The sequence below is a fragment of the Polyangium sp. 6x1 genome (assembly GCF_029946515.1).
In the GTDB taxonomy this organism is placed as follows: domain Bacteria; phylum Myxococcota_A; class Polyangia; order Polyangiales; family Polyangiaceae; genus Polyangium.
In genome coordinates this window covers 1-20,581 of record NZ_JARZHH010000115.1, presented here as the reverse complement: position 1 = coordinate 20,581, position 20,581 = coordinate 1, and the positions used below count along the sequence as shown (strand labels likewise).

Below are 20,581 nucleotides of genomic sequence, written 5' to 3'. Positions count from 1 at the left end.
CGGCAGCGGCGGCAGCAGCGGCAGCGGCGGCAGCGGCGGCAGCGGCGGCGGCGGCGGCGGCGGCGGCAGCGGCGGCAGCAGCGGCGGCATCAACGACGAGGCTGACGGGTGCGGATGCCGCCTGAGCGGATCCCGGACGACCGCCGGTGGTGCATGGGTTTGCCTGGGACTCTTGCTCTGGAGGCGGCGAAGGTCTGGGACGCGGAGAGGGTAAGGACGAGGCTTCGCTGCCGTTCGTATCCCCTGCGTGAGCGCGCTCAGGGGGTCGCGGGCGAGGCTTGCGAATGTCGCCTCAATCCTCGTCGCCACCTGCGCCGCGCGAGCTCCCTCGCCGCGGCGGGGATCGTCCTCGAGCGGTTCTACAACGGGCGACGTGGTAGCAGCGGCGGCCTGTGGAAGAACTGCGCATCGCGCAGTTCTTCCGTCACCGGTCCAGGGCTGGCTCTGCAAAGAGGGGGGCGGACAGCTTGAAAAACTTTCCCCGCATCGACTGCGCATCGCGCAGTTCTTCCGTCACCGGTCCAGGGCTGGCTCTGCAAAGAGGGGGGCGGACAGCTTGAAAAACTTTCCCCGCATCGACTGCGCTTCGCGCAGTCGATGCCCAGAGGTCCAGGGCTGGCCCTGGTTCGGGTCGAGGGGCGAACAGCCCCCGCGGGGCCCGGGGCAGCGCCCCGGCGCGGCGGCTCCTGGGGAACTGCAAGCGCGCCCGGCAGGACTCGAACCTGCGACCAACGGCTTAGAAGAGCATCGGGATCGTGAGGAAGTTCGGGAGGTTAGGTCAGATTTTGGTCCAGATTTGGTCCATGCGGCGATCGAGGCGCTGCGGCTCGTGGCGGATGGGCAGGACGAGGGGGCGGCGCGGGCGGTCGAGGTGGTGGAGGGGGTGCTCAGGCTGGAGCCGCTCGTCGTGCTGGCGAGGGAGGCGGCGAAGGGGGGGCCGCTTCAGGTGGCGAGGGCGATCCGGTTGTGTGAGCGGGTGGTCGAGGTGCTGCGCGCTCCCGGGGCCGAGGGCAACGCGTTGCAAACCGTTTCTTAGCGCTCCACCACAGTCTCTTGGAACAGCTTGCCGAGGTCCCGACCTCGGGCGAAGCCGCGATCCGTGAGCAGGGTGGCACAGGGAGCACGTTGTGTGTGAGGGTGACCGAGGATCCGCTGACCTCTATAGACGCTCACCCGAATCCACGGAAAACGAGACTACGAGTGGGTCCGGTGGGCATCGCGGCGCGTGTCGAGCGCTGGGGCGGTCCCCATCCTCATCGCCACGTACAAGCGGGGAATGCAGCATTCCGTCGGCCTGTGGAGTGACATAGATTTCACTCTTTCGCTGGCTCGCTGAGCTTCTTCCACCCATCCTGCAGTTGCGTCCACAACTTTTTCGCATCTTCGGCTAATTCCTCGAAGGCTACGCGTACAATGACGGCGAAAATTGCATCAGCGATCGCTTCGGATGCTGCATTGTACATGGCATCTTTGGAGGGGAGGGTCGGATCTTTGAAAGCATTGATCACCGAGGCAACAGCTTGACCAACGGCAGCGCCCGTTTTATCGCCAGCGGCAGCACTAGCTGCGGCGCCAAGGGCAACTCCGCCTGGGCCTAGCGGAACTCCAAGCGCGGCACCATTGGCCCCGCCTAGGGTCTTACCCATGCTTGCACCCACTGTTTTCGGATCCACAGAGGGGGTGTCTCCACGAATTTCGCCGATATTCGACGCGTATTCGACGGGGTTCCAGGTCCGATCCCCCGACTCGACATTAACGAAATCGCCTTCGAGATAACAGCAGGCAAACTGCAATTTTCCATAAAGCGCCTGTTTCAGGAGCGGAACGTCCTTGCCCTTTTTCCACGAGTCAGAGTGTGACTTAATGCTGCTCGTCGAGTCGAGTTTCTTGAGTGCAGCACACACATTGTCCCTGACAGACGCACCGAAAGCCTCGCTTGTAACATAGGCGTTACCCTTGGGCATGTCCGCGCGTTTCACGAGCAGAGGTCCACGTGTCACTTTATCACTCGAATACAGTTTACGCTTGTAGTCTGGTGGTTTGTTGCGCAGCTGGCCATCGATTCCCGGTGTAATGTCCAGAAAAAATGATTTTGGAGGCCTGTCGTAGGCATTAAAATGTATGATGATAAAAAAATCAGCCTGCGCGTCCGTAACCACATCTGCCCGTGCTTGGGCGGTTAGGTTAATATTCTCATCCGATTTGGTCAACAAAGCCTCGACATCCACGTTTAGCGTTTTCGCCCGCGCCTCGATGGTCGCCTTCAAAATGTCAGCAAAACGTTGGGTCATCGTTTTTTCGAGTACGCCACTCACCACGCCAATTGCATTGTTCGATTTTGAGCCACTGACGTTGGTGGTGCCGCCGTGCCCAGGATCGATGACAACGACCCATTTCTTTTTGTAGCATTCTTTTTTCGCTGAGACCGGATCTTTTGAAGCTGCCGCGCAATCCTTGTCGATAGCCGCGACTTGCGCTGTCATCTTACTCATGGTTCTTCCCTTTCCCTACGCCGTCCCACACCCGTCCCCGCACGATGAGACCTGACTCCAATCCGGTACGAGCACCTTGTCGCCAGGACCCAGGCTCTTGGGATCAAAATTCGGGTTTTCAGAACCTAAATCAATAATCTCCTCACCGCGCTGCACCTGAAGGTCCCGGATGTCGGTGCCGTATCTCCGCGCAATGCCATAAAGCGACTCTCCAGGCGCAATTTCATGTACCAGCTGACCCATAAAGCCTCCTCATGATCGTGTCTGTATCACCACGCTGCATTGTCGCAACAATCCAGGCCCACGCAGGCGACTGCATCCAATTCCACCCGAGAAACACGCCCAGTATCGCTGCACGTAATTTCCAAGCGGCCGGGATGCCGGCTCGACCCGATTGCGAGTCCAGCAGATGCACGTAATCTGCCAATCGCTCGAGGCTCAGGTGTACGAGGCGCCGCGGCAGCACGGATTTCAATACAACTTCAAGCCGATGCAACTCGAGTGGTACGAGTGGACAATCGGTCACTAGTGGGAGGTTTTCGAGACATCCGCGTTTTGTGCTAAACGTGCCGTCCCAGAGAAGCATGTCGACATGGTCGAGAACTCGCGCAAGCTTGAGGATTGGCGCCACTTGATCCCCCCAGTGGCATCGCTCGAGCAGGTTCTCGTGAAGAGGGCTCTCGGGGAAGCGGCTACCAAAATAGATGTACCCGATCGAGTAGCGCATGATGTCCGCCTCCGCGACGTAGCCGTACGACGCAGCTTCTTCGATCACGTGCAAGCCCAGAGTCTCGCGGTCTTCCCCGACAAACTCGACGAACCATGGCAGGCGCCTGGACCACCAGCGGTACAACTCCTGCGCAAAATTTCGATAAGCAGCGTCGGCGAACGCTGACACCGCCTTACGGCTTAGCCTGAGCATGGAGGCATCATACCTTCAGTCACGAACCGTTTGCAAAGAGCGAGTTGTTTCACCGAGCTCGGCATGGACTGCGCCGTCCACCCCAGACGGTATTCGCAGCGGACACCAACTGGAGAACTGATGCCCCCGGATGTACCCCGGAACCCCCGGCCGGAAGTGCCGCGCCGTCACGCGGATTCGCCCTCCACACCCACACCTACACCGATGCCCCCCCTTGGCGTTCTCCGCCTCCGCCCACGCCTTCGCCCACGCCTTCGCCTCCCCCCTTCCGGTCGCCTGCCCCCGTGGTAGCATCACGGTCCCCTCGATGATCACCGGAGCAGTCGTAGACTCTTGGCCCAAGGTCAGGGGAGCCGACGAACTCCTCCCGGACAAACCGCCGGTGTTCGGGCCGAGCGCTCGTTTCGCCTGACCGGTCAGCGAGGCGGAGGCAATCGCGGCGCCGAGGTCCCCCAGGCCGCTGTTCTCCCGCGGTGTCGATGCGGCAGTTACGTGCACGAATCGGAGTCATGCCCCCGAATGAGCCCTGGATCTCCGCCCGGAAACCGCCCGGCTTTATGAGCCGGACGTCTTGGACACGACCTCAGCTCGTTAACTGGTCTACTTAGTTGTCCCGTCAGTGGCGTGCATGTACGGTCGGGGGGCGAGGTCCCCATGATGACGCGTGCACGGCTCATGCCATCTTTGCTGGCGCTCCTCGTCTCCACGGCGCCGGGCGTGGCCCTCGCTCAGGACGTCGCCGCGGCCGAAGCGCTCTTTCAGCGCGGTGTGGAAGAGATGAAGCAGGCGAAGTACATAACCGCTTGCCCTGCCATCGCCGAGAGCCAGAGGCTCGACCCGCGCCCAGGGACACAGTTCACCCTCGCCGAGTGCCATGCCCTCGCCGGCAAGCTCGCCACGGCAGTCGTGGCTTACGAGGACTTCCTGCGCATGGTCGCGGGGCTGCCCGTTTGGCAGCAAGGCAAGTATCTCGACCGGGTCCGGCTGGCCGAGGGACAAAAAGCCGCGCTGGGCCCCCAGGTGCCGCGGCTCATCCTCGTGTATCCCAAGGATCCACCGGCCGGAGTTCGTGTGTTTCGGGACGGGACCGAGCTCTCGTGGGTGTCGGTGGGCATTCCCCTCCCGGTCGATCCGGGAGAGCACGTCGTGGACCTGGAGGTGCCTGGGAAGCCGCGCATCGAGCGGCGAATTTTGCTGGCGAAGGGCGAGGAGAAGTCCGTCGACCTCAGCGAAGTAGAGCCGCCGAAGCAGGAGCCGCCGAAGCAGGAACTGCCGAAGCCACCGGCGAGTGCCCCGTCCCTGCGCGGAGTCGAGCCTGCCCAAGGCGGCATGACTGGGGGGGGCAAGGCGTGGTTGTTCACAGTCGGCGGGCTCGGGCTCGCGGGAATCACCATGGGGAGCATTACGGGAGGGCTTGCACTCGGGGAGAAAGCGACCGTGGACGAGTACTGTAAGAACCTGATTTGCGACCCTGAAGGGCTGCGCGCACTGGAGCGCGGCAGACAGCTGAGCGTGCTTGGAACCGTGGGATTTGTGGTCGGCGGGGCGGGCCTCCTGACGGCGGTGGTCCTGTGGGCAACGCGGCCCGGTGAGAAGAAATCGGGCGGCACGGGGGCCATCCAGGCCGACGTGATCACGACGGAGAGGGGGGGCGTGGTGGTGGGCCTGAAAGGTGTTTTCTGATGAGGCGTCTGGCGCGATGGGCGGTCGTGTTGGTGGCGGCCGTGGGCGGTTCGATTGGGTGCACGCAGATCCTGGGTTTTGACGAGCCCTATCGGGCCGCTCCCGTGGCTGGAGGATCGGATGGAGGCGCGGGCTCGGGGGGCGGCGCGGGAACGGGCGGCGCAGGGAATGGCGGCGCAGGGAATGGCGGCACAGGGAATGGCGGCGGCGCAGGGAATGGCGGCGTAGGGAATGGCGGCGCAGGAATGGGTGGCGGGGGAGGGCAGAGCTCTTCGAGCGTGTCGAGCAGCAGCGCATCGAGCAGTAGCGCGCAGAGTTCGTCATCGGGGTCGGTGCCTCCGGTCGGGATGGTTGCATGTGGCGCCGTGGCCTGTCCCGTGGATGGCCAGAGCGCCTGCTGCTGGGACGAATACGACTTTAATGATCCGCCCCAGGGCGAGTGCGTGAGTGGATCGGACGCCAACGACAACTGCGCCACGGAATTGAGCGCTAACGGCCAGCCCGGCTTCGAGTCGCGCATCGAATGCCAGCTCCCTGAGAACTGCCCCGCCGGCACCGTCTGCTGCGGTGACCTCACCCAGACGCAAAACGGCAGCTGGTATCCGCTCCTCCGCTGCGCCGCCACCTGCACCTACCCCGCGCAGCGCGTCCTCTGCGACCCGCAAGCCCCCGACTGCCCCGTCATCGACACAGGCAGCGGAGCAGTGCAGACGACGTGCAACCCGAGCACGCTCCTCCCGGACGGCTACAACATCTGCCGTCCCTGAAGGGGGCCCGGTCAGCGCTGCGCAGGACCCACGAGTTGTTGACCCCGGATGTACCCCGGGAGCACGTGGAGTCACCCGGATCCGCTCGCCGCACCCATACCGGACCCGATGAGGTGCGCATGGGCACGATTGGCTGCGAGTCGAAGCGGATCGGATAAGCGACCGTGGTCTCCTTCGTTGCCGCGACTGAGCGGCGTCGCGCCTGTAAGTCCCATCGGCTGGATCGAGGCCGAATCCCGCCTTTCTACGATGCTTTCAGCCTCCAAACCCGCAGATTCCTCCGCCCCTCTCCCTCCCCGATCCACATCTTCCCCGACTCGTACCCGAGCGCCCGCATGATCGCCCCAATCCGGAGCTGCGCGGCCTTGTCCTGCTTGCAGGGCTCGAGGTCCACCGCAGCAGACAGGATCCGCGTCGTCGTGAGCGCGTCCTCGGGATCCTTCGGGTTGTGCCGTCGCACGAAGCCCCGAAGCCACTGCTCCACGAGCGGGAACCATGCGTCCTCCATCTCGTACGCCGAGGCCTCGGTCGCCCGCGCGCTTTCCTCCTCGTCATCGAGCCACCACGGGTGATCCGAGACGTACCAGGCGACCGCCTCCGCCCAGAGCTGATCCCGCCACCCTTCTAAAATGCGGAAGTTGATCCGTCTCCGCACGGGCAAGACCCAGAACCGCCGCGAGCCCGTCGAGTCCGTCAGGATGTGGTTCTCGTTCGTGCTGCCCACGATGACCGTCGTCCGCGGATGCTCGACGACGCCGCGGCCGTAGGGCGGGACGAAGACGTCTTTCCGCGAGGAAAGGAACGCCTTGACCTCGGAGACGGCCTTCTTCGACGTCACGCGTTCGAGCTCCGCCCACTCGTAGATCCACGCCGCGGCGATCTGTAGGAGCCCCTGCCGGGTCGAGATATCGACCGCGGTGTCCGCGAACCACTCGCCCCCGAGGATCTCGAAAAACGTGCTCTTGCGTTCGCCTTGCTCGCCCAGGAGGACGAGCGCGGTGTCGAGCTTGCATCCCGGCCGGATCGCCCGCGCGACGCAGCCGACGAACCATCGCAAGAGGTACGAGCAATGGAGCGGCGTCTCGGCCACCTCGAAGACGTCGGCGAGGAGCCGTGCGATCCGGAGCTCGCCGTCCCATGCGAGCCCTTCGAGGTATCGTCGGACAGGATGGAACGAACGTTCCTCGGCGATCTGACGGACGCCCATGCCGAGGTTCTCGGCCGAGAAGCTCACCGCGAACCGGCGCTCGATGTCCTCGCGCAGGCGACCGAGATCGCCGTCGCCGAAGGGGCGATCATCGATGCAGGGCGAGGCCCGCATCAGGTTGTAGGCGAGCCGCGAGCCGTAGACGTGACGCAGGATCAGGCAGAGATTCCCATAGGTCGTTTTGATCCCGCCCGAGTTGGTATGAGCCAGGCCGTCCTGCCATTGGCCGGGCTCTCCGCGCTTCGGCGTCATCATCCTCGACGACCTCGGAGCAGGTAGCCGGACGAGACGCGCGCCCGCGCTGCACTTGCCACCTTGTGTTCGAGGGCCTTCCGGTTCCACGGCGGCTGACAACGCGGGTTGTACTCCTTGGCGAGCAGCGCAAGCGCGGCCGAGGGCTCGAGGTCGAAGCCGCGCACGAGCGCCAGAGCCGCGCGGAACGTCGTGTCGTGGCCGCGCTGCCCGCTCACCGCGGGCGGCAACGCGCGGAGGTACGCGCGCGCTCGATCGCTGACAGACGCCCCGATTGATGCGGGACGCGAGGGCAGGGAAGGAGACGACACGGGGAGCTCGGGCGGAGCCATCACGCGCTCACCGAGCCACGCGGGGGCCATGAGGACGGGGGCCGCGGAATCGAGCCATCGATACGGCCGCCCGCTCGCGTGCACCGAGGGGGACGCGACGATATAGGAGTCATCTCCGCGCACGTCGACGCCAGGCCCGAGTGCATGCACACGCGGAACGACGCGCCGGCCGGGCCAGAGGAAGACGAGGTGGAAGCCCCCGCCGCCCGTCGCTGCGCGCAGCGTGGGAGGCAGCGGGCCATGTTCGCGCTCGATGGCCGCGAGCGTATCGAGCCCGCCGCCCTTCGCGTCGATGTCGAGCACCCACGCGCCCGCGCGTTCGCCGAGGACCACGCCGACGCTCGCGCGAGGCGCACGCCTCCACCAGTGGCTCACCATCCGCGCGTCCGTCGTCGCGTCGCGCAGGCCATGCGGCGCGAGGGGCGCCCATGGGTGTTTCCCCATGCGGTCGCATCGGGGGCCGCGAAAGCACGCGCAGCGAACGCCGTTCGGATGCGGCACGGGCCAGGCGACGGGAAACACGGGCCAACCGCGAGCCGCATACCAAAGGGCGGCGGAGGCATGAATCATCGGAAATGTTGTGCAAGGCATTGCATTCCGCAAGAATGCACGGGCGCTGCACGCGGCCCGTCAGCTCGTCACGTGGGAAGACCTCGGAGCACAGCAGCCGGCCCGCGCACGATCGCGGCCGGCTCCGTGCGTCGGAAGATGCACGGACGATAAACTTACGTCAAGCGTGCGATGGATCGGGAGGTATTGGTGGCTTCGACTGCGCTATGCGCAGGTTCGCCGCGTATACCTCGATCAAGCAGAGCCAGACCCGGGGAGAGTAGGGGTAGACGGGGCCGCTCATCACCATTTCGATCGCGCGCTCGTCAATGTTTTCCCATCTCGCCCACTGCGCCGCGAGGGCGCGCGCCTCTTCTGGGGAGTGCGTAGGGTGCGAGGAGGAGGGCGGCGGCGAGCTCTTCGGCTTCTCCTCGGCGATGCCGGTCAAGAGCCAGGACAACGGAACGTTCAGCGCCGAGGCCATACGTTCCGCGTTCCGCTGCTTGATTTCCGCGGTATGCCCGTTGAGGACACGGGAGAAGATTCCGCCAGGCAAGCCATAACGCTGTTCGAGCGCGCGAAAGCTCGGCGGCTGGCGTCGCTTTCCTTCCGGCGGGAGCGCGCGCCATGCGGCCAGGACACGCTCCCTCAGATTCCCCTCCGTCTCCGGGCTGTCCACGCACCAAACCCTGGGGCCGAGCACGGGGTGTCGCAACGAGCGAAATGTGAAACCCGTCTTGACCAATCCGTTCCAGTCGTGCAACGTGCGGCGCACTTGATAACGTTCGTGCTGCCGACGCGAAGTCGGGAGAGTTTGGCAGGGGACGCGAGGGCGCGCCACGCGCGACTTTGGAAACGTTTGCCAAACCCGAGGAACTGAGGGCGGCGCGAGACTTCCAAGGTCTCAACGTGAAAAATCATGACGAACGGGTGTGCCCTCGTCGGGCGCGCAGTCGACGCCGACTGCTCTGGCCCGACATGCGGGACGTTCTGCGGCAACGTGCAGCGTGTTGCACGCGTGCTTCATGGCGTAATGTTCACGCTGTCCGGCCGGTCCAGTATCGCCTCGGGCAAACCGGGCGGGCGCTGCGGTGATCATGCGGCGAGGAGCCGGACGAATGAATGAACAATCCAACGATCCGCGGTTTCGCGCTGTCGATGATGCCCTTGCGTTCGTGGCGGAGGTCGTGGACCGCTGGCCAGCCCTGGACGGAGACGCTCTTCGCGTGGTCGTACGACTCGCCCAGGACATGCTCGACGGCGAGGATATCGGGACGCTCGGGTGGCCCGCGATCTGGACGTGGGTGAGCGGGCGAGCGCGCGATCACGGGGAGGCCTGGACGCGCGAGGGGTGGGCGCTGTTGGAGGTGCAAGCCCCCGGGACAGAAGGGGTGGTGCAGGGGTGGCGACGGATCGCTGAGGGTGAAGCCGAGCAAGCGGCCGGGTGGCTCGCGCGAGTGATCGTGGGGGAGTTGCACGGCGGCGCAGGGGTGGACATCGCGCAACAGGCAATGGAGTTGTCTATCGTCGCTGCTATCGAGGCCGAGGAATGTGCTGCGCGTGCTCGCGGCGAGCTGGGGGCCGAGGAGGCCGGGACCTCGCTGGCGAGGCGTCGGGCGCTGCTCGATGACGTGGCGGCATGCTGGGAACGGGAGAGACTGCGAATGGATGGAGAGATGCCGAGCGACAACGCATGGCGCGAGCATCCGGGGGCGGGACAATGTGCATGACCAATGCCGAGGCGGCTGAGAGGTATCTGCGTCAGGGACGAGAGCATCTGGTTTTCGCCCGACAATCGGCGAGTGTCGGGGACGGGCGCCTCGCGTCGTCGTATGCGCGGAAGGCGGCGGAGGCGTTCGACATCGCGGCGACGTACGCCGAAAAAAAGAGCGACGCGAACGCGGGCGAACCCTCGAAGGGGCGACCGCTTTCGCATGTCTACGAGCCGCCGCGCGGCGTGGAGGTGGCACGATGATACGGCTGCTCCTGGTCAAATCGCCCATCGTGCGCGTCGTGGACGAGGGCGAGGGACACGCGGGGCTGGTGATCCTCGACATCACGCACGGCGACGCGGAGGTCCTCGTGGGCATGACCCCGAGCCGCGCGCGGGCTCTTGCGGCGGAGCTCGTGCAGCGTGCCGAGGCGCAGGAGAGGAATGGGGGCGCGCGATGAGCGTCCGGCGGAAGGGCGAGCCCATCGCCTGCGGTCGTTGCCTGTCGTTCGACATCGTGGTCGGCGGGCGCTCGTGGTCATGCCTCGCGTGTGACGAAGGGGGCCGCCTCCCGCAGGAGATGGAGGCGCTGCCCGTCGAGGACGAACTCGCCGGTTACCTCGCGCAGCCCGCGCTTCTCGGTTCGATCTCGCGTGAGCGGAGGCTCAACGCGGCCAGGCTGTTGCTGGCGTTCTTCGTCCAAGGACGCAGGGACGCCCGGCCGTGATCCTCGGCTGGCACTGACGTAATGCGCGCCGAGATAACGCGCGCGGCGGGAGCACAGAGGAATCGAGGCCCGGGCAGCGCGTGCGCGCTCGGGTCGGCGTCGAGGTGTACCCGACGCCAGGAGAGAAGAGCTTGAACTGCATCGAAGAGGTCAACGGCTCGGCGGCGCCCGTAGCGCCGCGTGAGGGCTCGATCGCGGACGTCATCGCGGGCCGGGCCGAGTGGGCGATCGCGAGCGGGGACGCCCTGGAGTTCCTCGAGCTCCTGCCGCCCGCGAGCGTCGACGCCGTGTGGTGTGATCCGCCCTATTGCTCGGGGGGCTTCCTCGAGACGGCAAAGCGGCGCGCCCGTGGCATGCTCAAGGCCAACACGATCAAGCGACTCGGCTGGTTCGCAAATGACAACATGGGGACCACGGGCCTCGTGTGGCTGCTGCGGTCGGTCGCAGTGCGCGCGGCTCGCGCGCTGCGTGCTTCGGGGCACTTTGGCTGCTTCACCGATCACCGGATGATCGACGCGCTGAAGCCCGCGCTCGAATCGAGCGGGCTCCGGTATTCGAACCTCCTTGTCTGGGACAAGCTCACGCCGGGCCTGGGCAAGGGGTTTCGTGCGCAGCACGAGGTGGTCCTTCACTTCGTGAACCGCTCGCCCGAGTACCACGCGGCAGACGAAGGCAATCTTCACCGCGTGCGGCGCGTGCCGCCGAAGAAGAAGAACCACCAGACGCCGAAGCCCCCGGAGCTCATCGCGCACCACCTTCGTGTGGTTGCTCCACCGGGTGGGCTCGTCGTCGACCCGTTCGTCGGGGGTGGCGGCATCGGTGTTGCGGCGCTGAGGGTCGGCGCGCGGTTCATTGGCTGCGACATCGATCCGGGCATCTGCGAGGACGCGCGCGCCGCGATGCGCGAGGAAGCGGCTGCGCTTGCTGCGGGGAAACGGAATCAGGAAGCGCGAGGGCGATCGGGCTTCGCGTGGGGATGAGGGCGCCCGTCGGGCGCGCCAAACGAGGGCCCAGCGGGCTCTCTCGGAGAGGATAACGGATGACGAACAAGGATCCCGGGCTTGCGCTCGGGAAACGGATGGATCTGATTGAGTTGCTGCGCGACGCCGAGCGCGGCGGGCGGGTGCTGTGGGCGCTCGCCGATCCAGACCTCGAAATCGAGGCTGTTGCGATTCGCACGCGGCGCAATGATGCGCGCGTTTACTTCGGCCCCGCGCCGGAGCTGCGCGAGCTCGCCTTGCTCCCGCCGCATTGCGTGGATGGAGCGGACGAGCAGGTGATTCTGCGGTCCGCACGCGAAGCGGTCTTCGGCGTGCTCGGGTCCGCGGAGCGTGTGGCCTTGCGTGGCCTCGGCATCGCGACGGCGGCCGAGTTTGTCAGGTGCACGCGGTCTCTTCGGCCGAGTCGTCGCGCTGACCTCCGCGCGCTCGCCGCGCTGGCCCGCGGGCCGGTGTCGCTCATCGTGAACGCCCCGCGCGGATTGCTCGGGACCTTCACCCTCGCAGCGCTCGACCTGGAGGCGGTGATCACGAGGAACACGGCGGGAATGCCGCGGGTGCAGTTCGCGATCACGCCGCCGCTTCGATCGGTCGCTCTGTTTGCGAGTGCGGCGGACACGACGGACGCCGCTGCACGCGATGGGCATCAATACCTGCGGAACCTGCTGCACGTCGAGCGGCTGGCCGGCCTCGGGAGGGCGGCATGAGCGACGAGGACCGGAAGGCCGAGGCCGTGGAGTTCGTGATCGGCGTGCTTGCGGGCATCGGGATGGTGTGGCGCGATCAGGGATTCGGGGCGTTCGTCGCGGAGCTCGTGGGCCTGTGTGATGCGCACGCGCTCACGGAGGAATCGGAGGCGGCTCCGATAGCGGCGGACGAGGTGGCCTCGATCAACTTCTTTCGCCAACGGTTTGTCGCCGCCGTCGAGCGACTCGACCTCGGAGAGACCGAGCGGCTTTGCGGGGAGCTGCTCGACAAGATGGCCGCCGTCGAGGTGGCTCCGGCAGGCGATCGTTTGCGGATGCTGCTCGAGGAGATGCCGCCGGAAGGGCTGCGTCCGCTGGCGGCGCGCGCGGTCGTCGAAGCGGTCGAGGTCCTGCACGCGGCGCTCGCGGAGGCCTACGGCCAGGCGTACGACCTGGCGATCGTCGCAGGGGACACCGTGCTCGCAGCCCGCGCTCGGAACGGAGAGACGGAGATCCGCCCATGTGCGGAGGGGAGCGAGGAGGCGGCAGGATGAAGATGGGTCACAAGGTCGAGGGCGAGGACATCGACGAGGCGCGCGAGATCGAGGCGTGGGCCGAGCGGCTGCGGTCGGGGTGGTGGTGGCGCGTGCGCGCGTGGGTTCGGGACACGTTCGAGGCGTTGCGGGTGAAGCTGCGCCGAACCAGGGCCGCAGAGGAGCCCGCCGCCGAGGAGCCAGCTCACGGTGCGCCCGTCGAGGAGTTCCGCGGCGCGCTGTGGCAGGGCGACGATCCGGGGCTCGCCTGCCCGGTGCCCTTCGAGCTCTTCGAGGGGACCCACGATCCTCGCCCCTCCGTTCCCCGAGGCGAGCATGGCGCCGACGTGCGGTGAGCAGGTCCGCGCGGAGCTCGCCGCGCGGGGGCCCATGAGCGCGTCGATGCTCGCCGCGTTGCTCCGTCTGTCGGTCAAGCGCGTCGAGGCGGCCCTGGCCACGCTTGCTCGGGATGGGCAGGCCCGGCAGTCGTTGCAGCTCGGGCTTTGGCACCTCGGGACGGGAAAGGGGCCGCAGTGATGGCGGTGGAAGAGGTTGTCCTGGCCTTCACCGAGGCCGTGGAAGAAGCGGCGCGCGGGCCTGCGTGGCACGAGGCGCAGCCGCCGCCCGTGCAGCCGCAGATCGCAATCGCCCGGGGAGTCGCGGCCGCCCTGGAGCTCTGCATGTCGCCGCGTGCGCGTGAGGTGCTGCGGCTGACGGCGCGCAACCTGCGCGAGCGTCGCGCGCGTCACGGCTGACCCGAAATCCGCGGCGCCTGCAGGCGTGAGCCCGGACCGACCGGGGCGGATACTCTCCACCACGAAAAAAAATCGACCGAGCGGAGGATCGATTCGTCTCCGAGAGGGCCATATAGGGATGTGATACCCGCGCCCATCGAGACGCCGCCCCGCGACCTCGCCTTTGCGGAGCTCTACGAACGGTTCGCCCTGGAGCTGCCGCGGTGGCTCTGCTGGTTCGGCATCACCGGGGCCGAACACGAGGACGCGGTGCAGGAGGTGATCGTCGCCATCTGGACGAACGCGCCCGAGGTGATGCGGGATCCGCGCGGCCCGAGGGTCGCGATGTTGCGGCTCGCGCATGCTGTCGCTCAGCGTCTTCGCCGCGGTGCGGCTCGGCGGCGGCGGCGCGAGGCCGAGGCTGCGGAGCTCACGCCGTCACAGGGGCACGACATCGAGCGCTCGCTGGCGCTTGTTCTGGCGATCGAGGGCTTGCGAGAGCCGTATCGGAAGGCCGTGATCCTCTGCGACGTGTACGAGTACACCGTCGCGCAGGCAGCCGCCGAGATGGGCGCGACCGTGCCCGCCCTGAAGCATTGGCTCGCCCGTGGTCGGGCAGACGTTCGGCGCGACCTCGACCGCAGGAGCGAGCGTGCCGCGGTCATCATCGCGCCCTTCGCCCTGGGGCTCGATCCCGTCACGCGCGCCGCCTACGCCGCCTTGCTCGCGGCAGAGGGCCGCGGTCCGAAGCTCGGGGGGCCAGGAGGCCCTCCGGGTCGGCCACCGGCAGCGCCCGCGTTTTTCGTACCGATCCCGCTGCCGTCCGCCGATCCGTGGATCGTCGCGGCGATCATGGCGCTCGTCGTCTTCGCCTTCGCCGGACTCATCAGCCTCGCGGTGCTCTTCACGCCACGCCGACCGGAGCCCCCGCCGATGATTGCGCGTGCGGGCCTGTACGTGCCCACCGCGCCCAGCGACGGCGCGTTTCCGATCGTGGCTGTGTCCAGCGAGGCCACTTCGGCGACGCCAGCCGACAGGAAGTCCGCGGCGACCGCTCGCGGAGGCGGTGTGCGTCGCGGAGCCGCGCCCCAGACGCCGCTCGCGGACATGCCTGACCTGCCCAATCTGACGCCGCATGCGTCGCCGCCGCACGGCGGGCCGTAGGCGTAGCGCTCAGCGCCAAGACGAGACGGCACGCAGAGCGGGCGCAGGAGAATGGGACCCCTGCTCGCGCGCTCAAGTGGAAAAGGCCAATCCTGCGCCTGCTCTTCGTGCCGTCTCGTGCAATCCGTGATGATCGCGGCCTCGTACGAGGACGCCGCATTGGGAGAGGTGTGTCGATGCAATCGATACGTGCAGAAGCCGCGCTGGTCGATCCCTCAGGCGCATGGGTGGACGAGAGGCCCACCGAGCCCGGCATGGTGTTCGATCGGCAGACCTTGCCAAGCGCCGGCATTCGGGTGGAGCGGGACACCGAACCGGGACCGCCCTCGTTGCTGCGGTTCTCGTGCATGCAATGGCTCGCGCACGTGTTCGGGCGGCTGCGGAGGTCCGCATGAGCGCCGCGCGTACGCGTATCGCTGCGCCCATGCCCGCGCCCTGGCGTTACGGCCTGCGGTCCTCCTCGTCCGCGGTCATCGAGCGACTGGCGCGGTTGTCCTGGTACGAGATGGCGGACGCGAACGACATCCTTCGCCAGGAGCTTGTGCGCCGAGGGCACGGTCATGACGTGCGGCCGCTGATGCTGGCCCTCGAGCGGATGGGACCCGAGTACGAAGATGCGCCTGGGGTCCCGATTCCACTGGTTCGGAAGGCGTTTCCGATCGTCCCGCGGGCAGAACTCGACGCGCTTCTGCTCCACGCGGAGGCGCTGGGCCTCGTGGCGCTCGTTCGCCTCGACGATGAGCCCTGCGCCATCGAGCGAGCAGGAGGCCTGCTGCATGCGAAGCGAGGGCTGCTCTACTTCTGCGCGCCGGTCGACGGCTCGATCGGGCCCGAATCGAGGCGCAGGCGTTCAGGCCAGGAAGCAGGCGCCCTTCTGCGTCAGCTTGCCGCGCTGGAAGACGCCGCGCAGGCATTCGCCGAGGTGGACGCCCGGATCGCGCGGATTCTGGAGGCGCGCTCGGCCGCGCTCGTCACCGACGGGAACGACGTCCTTCGGAAGGTCGCCGACCTTGCCGCGTGGTATCGCCGCGTGCCAGGCGTGCCGCTGTCCATCCTCCGTTCGGTGTTTCCGAACCTGCCGCGCCCTGCATTCGATCGGCTCTTGCGTGCGCTCGAGGCGCAGCGGCGTCTGCGTTTGCACGAGGTGTTTCTTCCTGCGCCGTTCGTGGATCCGCTTGCGGCTATCGAGGATCCTCGTGGTCTTTTCTACTATTGCACTGTGGATCTGGGGAGGTCGTGATGTCGCAGTTTCAGGAGGCAATCGGGCGCCGCGTGCGAGATCTGCGCCTCGGGCGGAATATGTCCCTGGATGCCATGGCCAGGGTGGCTCATGTGTCGAAGACGCATCTATCGAACCTGGAGCAGGGGCGGGTCAACGCAAAGGTCGAGACCCTCTTTGCCATCGCTGGGGCGCTCGGGGTGCAGGCGTGCGACCTGCTCAACGTGGTCGAGGATGAACGTGCGGCTTTCATGGAGGCAACCCGCGAATTGACGTCTGGAGAGCTCGTCAGCGTTCGCAAAGGCCTGGAAGCCGAGGCGGAGCTCAACCCGCCAGCGTCGGGGCTCCGAGCGCGCCCCCGTGCCGCGAGAGGCGCGGTGCGCCGTCCGCGGACGCACGCCTGAGATCAGGCAGGTTGGAACGCCCCTCGTTGGCGTTCTCATTTCTGGAAAAGGTGCTCGCCTTCGCGAGCTGTTTGTCGGACAATTACAGCCGCTCGATGGCTCGCTCTCTCGTCGTCGGCGGCGCGATCTGCGCCTCGCTCGCGTTTGCCACCGCGGCCGCTGCTCAGGTCGAGCCCGGCGCCGCGTCGACGGCGACCGCCGCGCCGCATGGCCTCGATTTCGCGACGCTCGTTCGTCTCGGCGACGCTGCGCGCGCGCAGGCCCGGCCCGATGACGCGCGGAAGGCGTACCTCTACGCGCTGAAGCTCCGGCCCAACGAGCCGACGGTCCTGGGCCGCCTCGGTCTGCTCGCGGCGGACGCGAAGGACTGGGTGCGGGCGGCATCGCACCTGCTCGATGCGATTCAGGGCAACGGCGGCGAGACGGAAGCCGAGCGCGAGAAGTTCGGGCGCGTGCTCGCGCGTGCGCGTAACGAGATCGGCCTGGTGCGGGTGACGTTGAACGTCGTGGGCGCGGTCGTGCTCATCGATGCAGAGCCGGTGCCCGGTGCAGGAGGAGCTGCCTTCGTGGTCTACCTGGAACCCGGGCGGCACGAGCTCCGGGCGGAGGCGCCGGGGTACGTGCCGCACGTCCAGGCGTTCACGGTGACGAAGGGCGGGGACCTCGCGCTCACGGTCGAGATGCAGCGGGCGCCGGTCGAGCCGGAGAAAGCTCCGTCGCCGCTGCCTGTTCCCCCACGCGCGGCACCTGCTCCCGCGCCGGTGAGCCCATCCGCCCCTGCCACCCCGCGCTTCCTCCTGGGCCTCGGTGCCTCGCTTGCGGGGGAGTTCGCTCCGGGGGCGGCGCTCGGGCCGGTCGGGCTCTTCGAGGTTCGATGGCCCGTGCGTAGCGTCGGGGTGTCCATGGGGCTCGATGCGCGCGGATTGCGTGGGTTCGGCCGCGCCGACCTAGGCTACGACGACCCGCTCTGGTCGCTATCGGCGGCCCTCCCGGCCTGCCTGCATCTGCGCCGACGGTTCTTCGTTTGCGGCTTCGGGCAGATCGAAGCCGTGATCGGGGCGCCCACGGCGGACGCGATCCTCCTTCTGGGGGGCGGTGGGGGACGCGTCGGGGCCGAGTTCTTTTGGGGGGCCCTCGGCGTGCGAGCCTGGGGCGAGTTCGTGGTGCGAGCATCGCCCCCGCGGTATGTGTTGGACGGCTTCGAGGCTTGGCGAGGCTCGCTTATCGGCGGGGCCCTGAGCGTCGCGGGGGTAATGGCTCTATAGACGGGTGAGGTTTTTCCGTGTATCGTGCAGCCGTGCGGAGACAAACCTGGATGGGGGCGGCAATCGCTGCCGCGGTTGCTGGTGCGGGGCTCGTGCATGGGTGCGGTCGGAACGCCGGAACCACCTTTGAGAGCTGTCCGAAGGATCCCAATGATCCGCAATACGACGAGGAGATTTGCCGCTACAGACGCGGAGAGTGCGTGCCTGAGTTCCCCGAGCTCTCAGAATACTGCGACGCTGGGACCGATGCCGCCCAGGCCGACGATGGGGGCATGGAGGCAAAGAGCTGTGCCCCGCGCGGCGTCTGCATCACGAACGCTCCCTACGGCTTCCACGAACCGCAGCCCTTCTGGATCGGTTCCAACACGTCGAAGGCTCCGCTCTTCTGCCCCCGCGACGTCGGAGCGTTCGGGGGGGGGCGCAGCTTCGCAGACCTGAATGTTCCTTCTCCGGGGTGCCCTGCGTGTGTGTGCGGCGACGTCACGGGGACCTGTTCGTCGACCCCTGGCACGATCCTCGTTCGTGCCGCGACGTGCGAAGTCCCCCAGGCCTACACGTACGACTTCGGCGCGCCAGCGAGCTGGGATGGCTCCTGCACGAGCGTGAACGCGCTCCCAGCCAGCGCCGAGTGCCCACCAGGGAGCGGCATCCTATGCGCGCAGTCGATCTACATCTCGGCTTTGCCCGACCCCGTGGGGGTGGGATGCGAGCCAGTGCCGCCGCCCGTACCCTCGGCGAGGGAGGACGCACCGTCCTCGAACAAGCCCAAGGCCCCTTCTTCCTCGAACGACACGGCGCCTTCGTGGGGCCGCGTCGCTCTCTCGTGCAACGGGAGCGAAGCGGGAGAACCAGGCTCGTGCGGCGCAAGCGCGGCGTGTCGCTTCGAGTTGCCGATCGAGACGGCGGGCGAGGATGACGGCGGGAGCTGGCGGTACTGCGCGCGCCACCAAGAGAAGGGGATCCACCCCTGCATGGGGAGCTGGTACACCGAGCAGATCGTGGTGTACCCGGATGACGCAAAGATCGACACGCGAGGCTGCACGTCGTGCGAGTGCAAGGCCTCCGGGGGCTCGTGTTACGCGACGTTCGCCGTGTACGAAGACGACGCTTGCACGGTGCCTGTCACCACGGACGGGATTGGCTCCACGAAGCACGACTGCAACGATGTCATCCCCGCAGGCAGACCGCTCGGGAGCAAGCAGCTCTTGGATCTCCACTTCGTTCCGGGCACGTGCCACCTCATCGGAGGGGGATCGCCGTTCGGGACCGTGGAGCTCGACGAGACGAAGGCCGAGACGTGGTGTTGTGGCCCATTAGCGAAGTGATTTTCATACTTTTAAGAGTCGTCATGAAAGCTCGATGGATCTTGGTGTTGGTGCCCTTGAGCTTCGGCTTCCTCGCTCACGCTGGATGCGCAGAGCCGCCCTCGTGTAGTCCAGGTTATGATGGCCCCTTCGACAACAGGGACCGCAAGATAGCTCCGCACTGGGATACTGACTGGATTTGCCTTGCCCCGTCTCCGCCGCCACCTCCTCCGCCTCCACCACCCGATCTCGGCGGCTACAAGCCCCCCGATCCCCCAGGGCCCAAGGATCCGGAGGCCGTAGCGAGGGCAGCGATCTTCATCGAGAGCTGCCTACCGTACGATTACGAATCCAACGTTAATGCGCGGATCGATCGCACATATAGCGCGATCATGGCCCGGTCATTCGACCGTGCGCTTGCCGAGCGTGTGAATTGTTTCAAGGACAAATCGAACGGTTGCGAGGCCGTGAGGGAATGCCTCGGCTACCTCCTTACATCAGACGAGCCAACAGCCGAACCGGGATGCAAGGATGGCGTCAGCATGAGGCGGGTCGGGTCGCCTCCCGATTTGCGAAACCGCTGGCTGGATTGCGCCGGCCTGGGCCTCCAGTGTTACGACCGTCCTTATCCGTCGTGCGGGCTGCCTGAATTTTCCTGCGATTCTGAGACGTTCGTTCCGCATTGTACAAGCGACGAGGCCCCACGAAATTGCATTGGCCACGCCGAAGTGGGCACGGATTCCTGGCAAACGGCCCCAAGCTGCGCAGGCTTCGGGCTCACGTGTACTGCTGACGCCAGCGAGGCCCGCTGTACGGGTCTCGGCCCGGCGTGCGATGCAACTTTCGAGACCCGATATTGGGACTACCTCGCCGATTTTCGCGACGGCATCGCATGTGAAAACGAGACCACGTTGCGCGCATGCGTGAACGGTCACGAGCAGTTGGTCGATTGCACGGCACAGGGCCAAGGCTTCTCGTGCATCGGTGGCTCGCGGCCTCGCTGCGGCCTGGACTTTCAGTGCGACGAGTACCAGTCGCTGAACCAAGACTTTGGCCGGCCGATATGTGACGGCCCCGAGCTCTTCATCTGCAACTCGGGCGTGCGGATGTGGATCGATTGCAGGAGCCTCGGGTTCGAGAAGTGCGATCCGACGCTGCGGATCTGCAGGCCTGGAGCGAAGGATGCCGCGGAGAAGTGATCGTTGGGCCCGGTGGCCCTCGGGCGGCGTGGCCTTTGAGACGGTGGAGCTTGGCAACGAGCCCGCCGCGAAGGGACCCGCGGAGTGACCTCGAGCGGGTAGGGACCCTCCCGATCTTGTGTCCTCGGCACGATCGGGGCACCTTGTAGGCGTGATTCGTAACCGCGCGACGGATGGTTCGCCCCTGAGGACCCCTACGACGCTTCGCCGGCTTCTCGCCTCGTCGGCCCTGGTCTTCCTCCTCGGCGCGCCGTCAGCGGCACGCGCGCAGGGGGCGCCGCCGCCCGCCGAGCCCGAAGCGTCTACGGGCAAGACGTCACCCGAGCCGGCGCCCGCGACGCCTCCGCCGCCCGCCGAGGCGCCCGCGGGCAGCGCTCCGCCCGCCGAGGCCTCGGCACCCGAGGGGCCGGCCGACGCGCCGCGACCCGACCCG

At 66.9% G+C, this 20,581-nt stretch carries 24 protein-coding genes and 1 pseudogene; 20 read left to right on the top strand and 5 right to left on the bottom strand.

What is annotated here, in order from left to right; all coding sequences use genetic code 11:
- Positions 1 to 796 precede the first annotated feature (796 nt).
- Positions 797 to 1,036: a hypothetical protein gene (locus tag QHF85_RS47230; protein ID WP_281334115.1), complete on the top strand. Its 240-nt coding sequence runs from the start codon at positions 797 to 799 to the stop codon at positions 1,034 to 1,036.
- A 277-nt stretch (positions 1,037 to 1,313) separates the two neighbouring features.
- Here the strand turns inward: QHF85_RS47230 and QHF85_RS47225 are convergent, their stop codons facing one another.
- Together QHF85_RS47225 and QHF85_RS47220 are read right to left on the bottom strand one after the other, a co-directional pair.
- The gene (locus QHF85_RS47225) at positions 1,314 to 2,492 is read right to left on the bottom strand and encodes an N-acetylmuramoyl-L-alanine amidase (RefSeq protein WP_281334114.1); all 1,179 of its coding nucleotides are present in this window, start codon (positions 2,490 to 2,492) and stop codon (positions 1,314 to 1,316) included.
- A gap of 223 nt (positions 2,493 to 2,715) precedes the next feature.
- On the bottom strand, positions 2,716 to 3,414 hold the full coding sequence (locus QHF85_RS47220; protein ID WP_281334113.1) for a hypothetical protein: 699 nt from the start codon (positions 3,412 to 3,414) through the stop codon (positions 2,716 to 2,718).
- 654 nt (positions 3,415 to 4,068) lie between these two features.
- On the opposite strand from QHF85_RS47220, the gene QHF85_RS47215 reads away from it, so the two are divergent.
- Together QHF85_RS47215 and QHF85_RS47210 are read left to right on the top strand one after the other, a co-directional pair.
- Complete coding sequence (locus QHF85_RS47215) at positions 4,069 to 5,097, top strand: hypothetical protein (protein WP_281334112.1); 1,029 nt, start codon at positions 4,069 to 4,071, stop codon at positions 5,095 to 5,097.
- Positions 5,098 to 5,462: 365 nt separating this feature from the next.
- A complete protein-coding gene (locus tag QHF85_RS47210) occupies positions 5,463 to 5,864 on the top strand; it encodes a hypothetical protein (RefSeq protein WP_281334111.1) in 402 nt (133 codons plus the stop codon).
- 244 nt (positions 5,865 to 6,108) lie between these two features.
- On the opposite strand, the gene QHF85_RS47205 is transcribed toward QHF85_RS47210, so the two are convergent.
- From QHF85_RS47205 to QHF85_RS47195, 3 genes are all read right to left on the bottom strand, one after another.
- Entirely contained in the window at positions 6,109 to 7,326 is a 1,218-nt protein-coding gene (locus QHF85_RS47205; RefSeq protein WP_281334110.1) for a virulence-associated E family protein, read from the bottom strand.
- Positions 7,323 to 8,225, bottom strand: a complete 903-nt coding sequence (locus QHF85_RS47200; protein ID WP_281334109.1) for a bifunctional DNA primase/polymerase — start codon at positions 8,223 to 8,225, stop codon at positions 7,323 to 7,325. Before QHF85_RS47200 ends, QHF85_RS47205 begins: the two co-directional genes overlap by 4 nt.
- 160 nt (positions 8,226 to 8,385) lie before the next feature.
- Complete coding sequence (locus QHF85_RS47195) at positions 8,386 to 8,967, bottom strand: hypothetical protein (protein ID WP_281334108.1); 582 nt, start codon at positions 8,965 to 8,967, stop codon at positions 8,386 to 8,388.
- A 355-nt stretch (positions 8,968 to 9,322) separates the two neighbouring features.
- On the opposite strand from QHF85_RS47195, the gene QHF85_RS47190 reads away from it, so the two are divergent.
- The 17 genes and pseudogenes from QHF85_RS47190 to QHF85_RS47110 form a co-directional block, all read left to right on the top strand.
- Positions 9,323 to 9,934, top strand: a complete 612-nt coding sequence (locus QHF85_RS47190; RefSeq protein ID WP_281334107.1) for a hypothetical protein — start codon at positions 9,323 to 9,325, stop codon at positions 9,932 to 9,934.
- A gap of 241 nt (positions 9,935 to 10,175) precedes the next feature.
- Positions 10,176 to 10,376 carry a hypothetical protein gene (locus QHF85_RS47185; protein ID WP_281334106.1) on the top strand — a complete coding sequence of 67 codons (201 nt, stop codon included), beginning with the start codon at positions 10,176 to 10,178 and terminating at the stop codon, positions 10,374 to 10,376.
- A complete protein-coding gene (locus tag QHF85_RS47180) occupies positions 10,373 to 10,642 on the top strand; it encodes a hypothetical protein (RefSeq protein WP_281334105.1) in 270 nt (89 codons plus the stop codon). The genes QHF85_RS47185 and QHF85_RS47180 overlap by 4 nt, the downstream gene beginning before the upstream one ends.
- An 80-nt stretch (positions 10,643 to 10,722) precedes the next feature.
- Positions 10,723 to 11,622, top strand: a complete 900-nt coding sequence (locus QHF85_RS47175; protein ID WP_281334104.1) for a DNA methyltransferase — start codon at positions 10,723 to 10,725, stop codon at positions 11,620 to 11,622.
- A 59-nt stretch (positions 11,623 to 11,681) separates the two neighbouring features.
- Complete coding sequence (locus QHF85_RS47170) at positions 11,682 to 12,347, top strand: hypothetical protein (protein ID WP_281334103.1); 666 nt, start codon at positions 11,682 to 11,684, stop codon at positions 12,345 to 12,347.
- A complete protein-coding gene (locus QHF85_RS47165) occupies positions 12,344 to 12,880 on the top strand; it encodes a hypothetical protein (protein ID WP_281334102.1) in 537 nt (178 codons plus the stop codon). Before QHF85_RS47170 ends, QHF85_RS47165 begins: the two co-directional genes overlap by 4 nt.
- Positions 12,877 to 13,215, top strand: a complete 339-nt coding sequence (locus QHF85_RS47160) for a hypothetical protein (RefSeq protein WP_281334101.1) — start codon at positions 12,877 to 12,879, stop codon at positions 13,213 to 13,215. The genes QHF85_RS47165 and QHF85_RS47160 overlap by 4 nt, the downstream gene beginning before the upstream one ends.
- Positions 13,196 to 13,396, top strand: coding sequence for a hypothetical protein (locus QHF85_RS47155; protein ID WP_281334100.1), 201 nt, complete (start codon positions 13,196 to 13,198; stop codon positions 13,394 to 13,396). Before QHF85_RS47160 ends, QHF85_RS47155 begins: the two co-directional genes overlap by 20 nt.
- Entirely contained in the window at positions 13,396 to 13,614 is a 219-nt protein-coding gene (locus QHF85_RS47150; protein ID WP_281334099.1) for a hypothetical protein, read from the top strand. Before QHF85_RS47155 ends, QHF85_RS47150 begins: the two co-directional genes overlap by 1 nt.
- A 120-nt stretch (positions 13,615 to 13,734) precedes the next feature.
- A complete protein-coding gene (locus tag QHF85_RS47145; RefSeq protein WP_281334098.1) occupies positions 13,735 to 14,757 on the top strand; it encodes an RNA polymerase sigma factor in 1,023 nt (340 codons plus the stop codon).
- A 176-nt stretch (positions 14,758 to 14,933) separates the two neighbouring features.
- A complete protein-coding gene (locus QHF85_RS47140) occupies positions 14,934 to 15,152 on the top strand; it encodes a hypothetical protein (protein WP_281334097.1) in 219 nt (72 codons plus the stop codon).
- Positions 15,149 to 15,997 carry a hypothetical protein gene (locus tag QHF85_RS47135; protein ID WP_281334096.1) on the top strand — a complete coding sequence of 283 codons (849 nt, stop codon included), beginning with the start codon at positions 15,149 to 15,151 and terminating at the stop codon, positions 15,995 to 15,997. Before QHF85_RS47140 ends, QHF85_RS47135 begins: the two co-directional genes overlap by 4 nt.
- Positions 15,997 to 16,380: a helix-turn-helix transcriptional regulator gene (locus QHF85_RS47130; RefSeq protein ID WP_281334095.1), complete on the top strand. Its 384-nt coding sequence runs from the start codon at positions 15,997 to 15,999 to the stop codon at positions 16,378 to 16,380. Before QHF85_RS47135 ends, QHF85_RS47130 begins: the two co-directional genes overlap by 1 nt.
- 95 nt (positions 16,381 to 16,475) lie before the next feature.
- Positions 16,476 to 17,645: a PEGA domain-containing protein gene (locus tag QHF85_RS47125; protein ID WP_281334094.1), complete on the top strand. Its 1,170-nt coding sequence runs from the start codon at positions 16,476 to 16,478 to the stop codon at positions 17,643 to 17,645.
- A gap of 272 nt (positions 17,646 to 17,917) precedes the next feature.
- On the top strand, positions 17,918 to 18,970 hold the full coding sequence (locus QHF85_RS47120; RefSeq protein WP_281334093.1) for a hypothetical protein: 1,053 nt from the start codon (positions 17,918 to 17,920) through the stop codon (positions 18,968 to 18,970).
- A gap of 902 nt (positions 18,971 to 19,872) precedes the next feature.
- Entirely contained in the window at positions 19,873 to 20,148 is a 276-nt protein-coding gene (locus QHF85_RS47115) for a hypothetical protein (RefSeq protein ID WP_281334092.1), read from the top strand.
- A gap of 151 nt (positions 20,149 to 20,299) precedes the next feature.
- Positions 20,300 to 20,581: pseudogene (locus QHF85_RS47110) on the top strand (hypothetical protein); the annotation flags it as partial.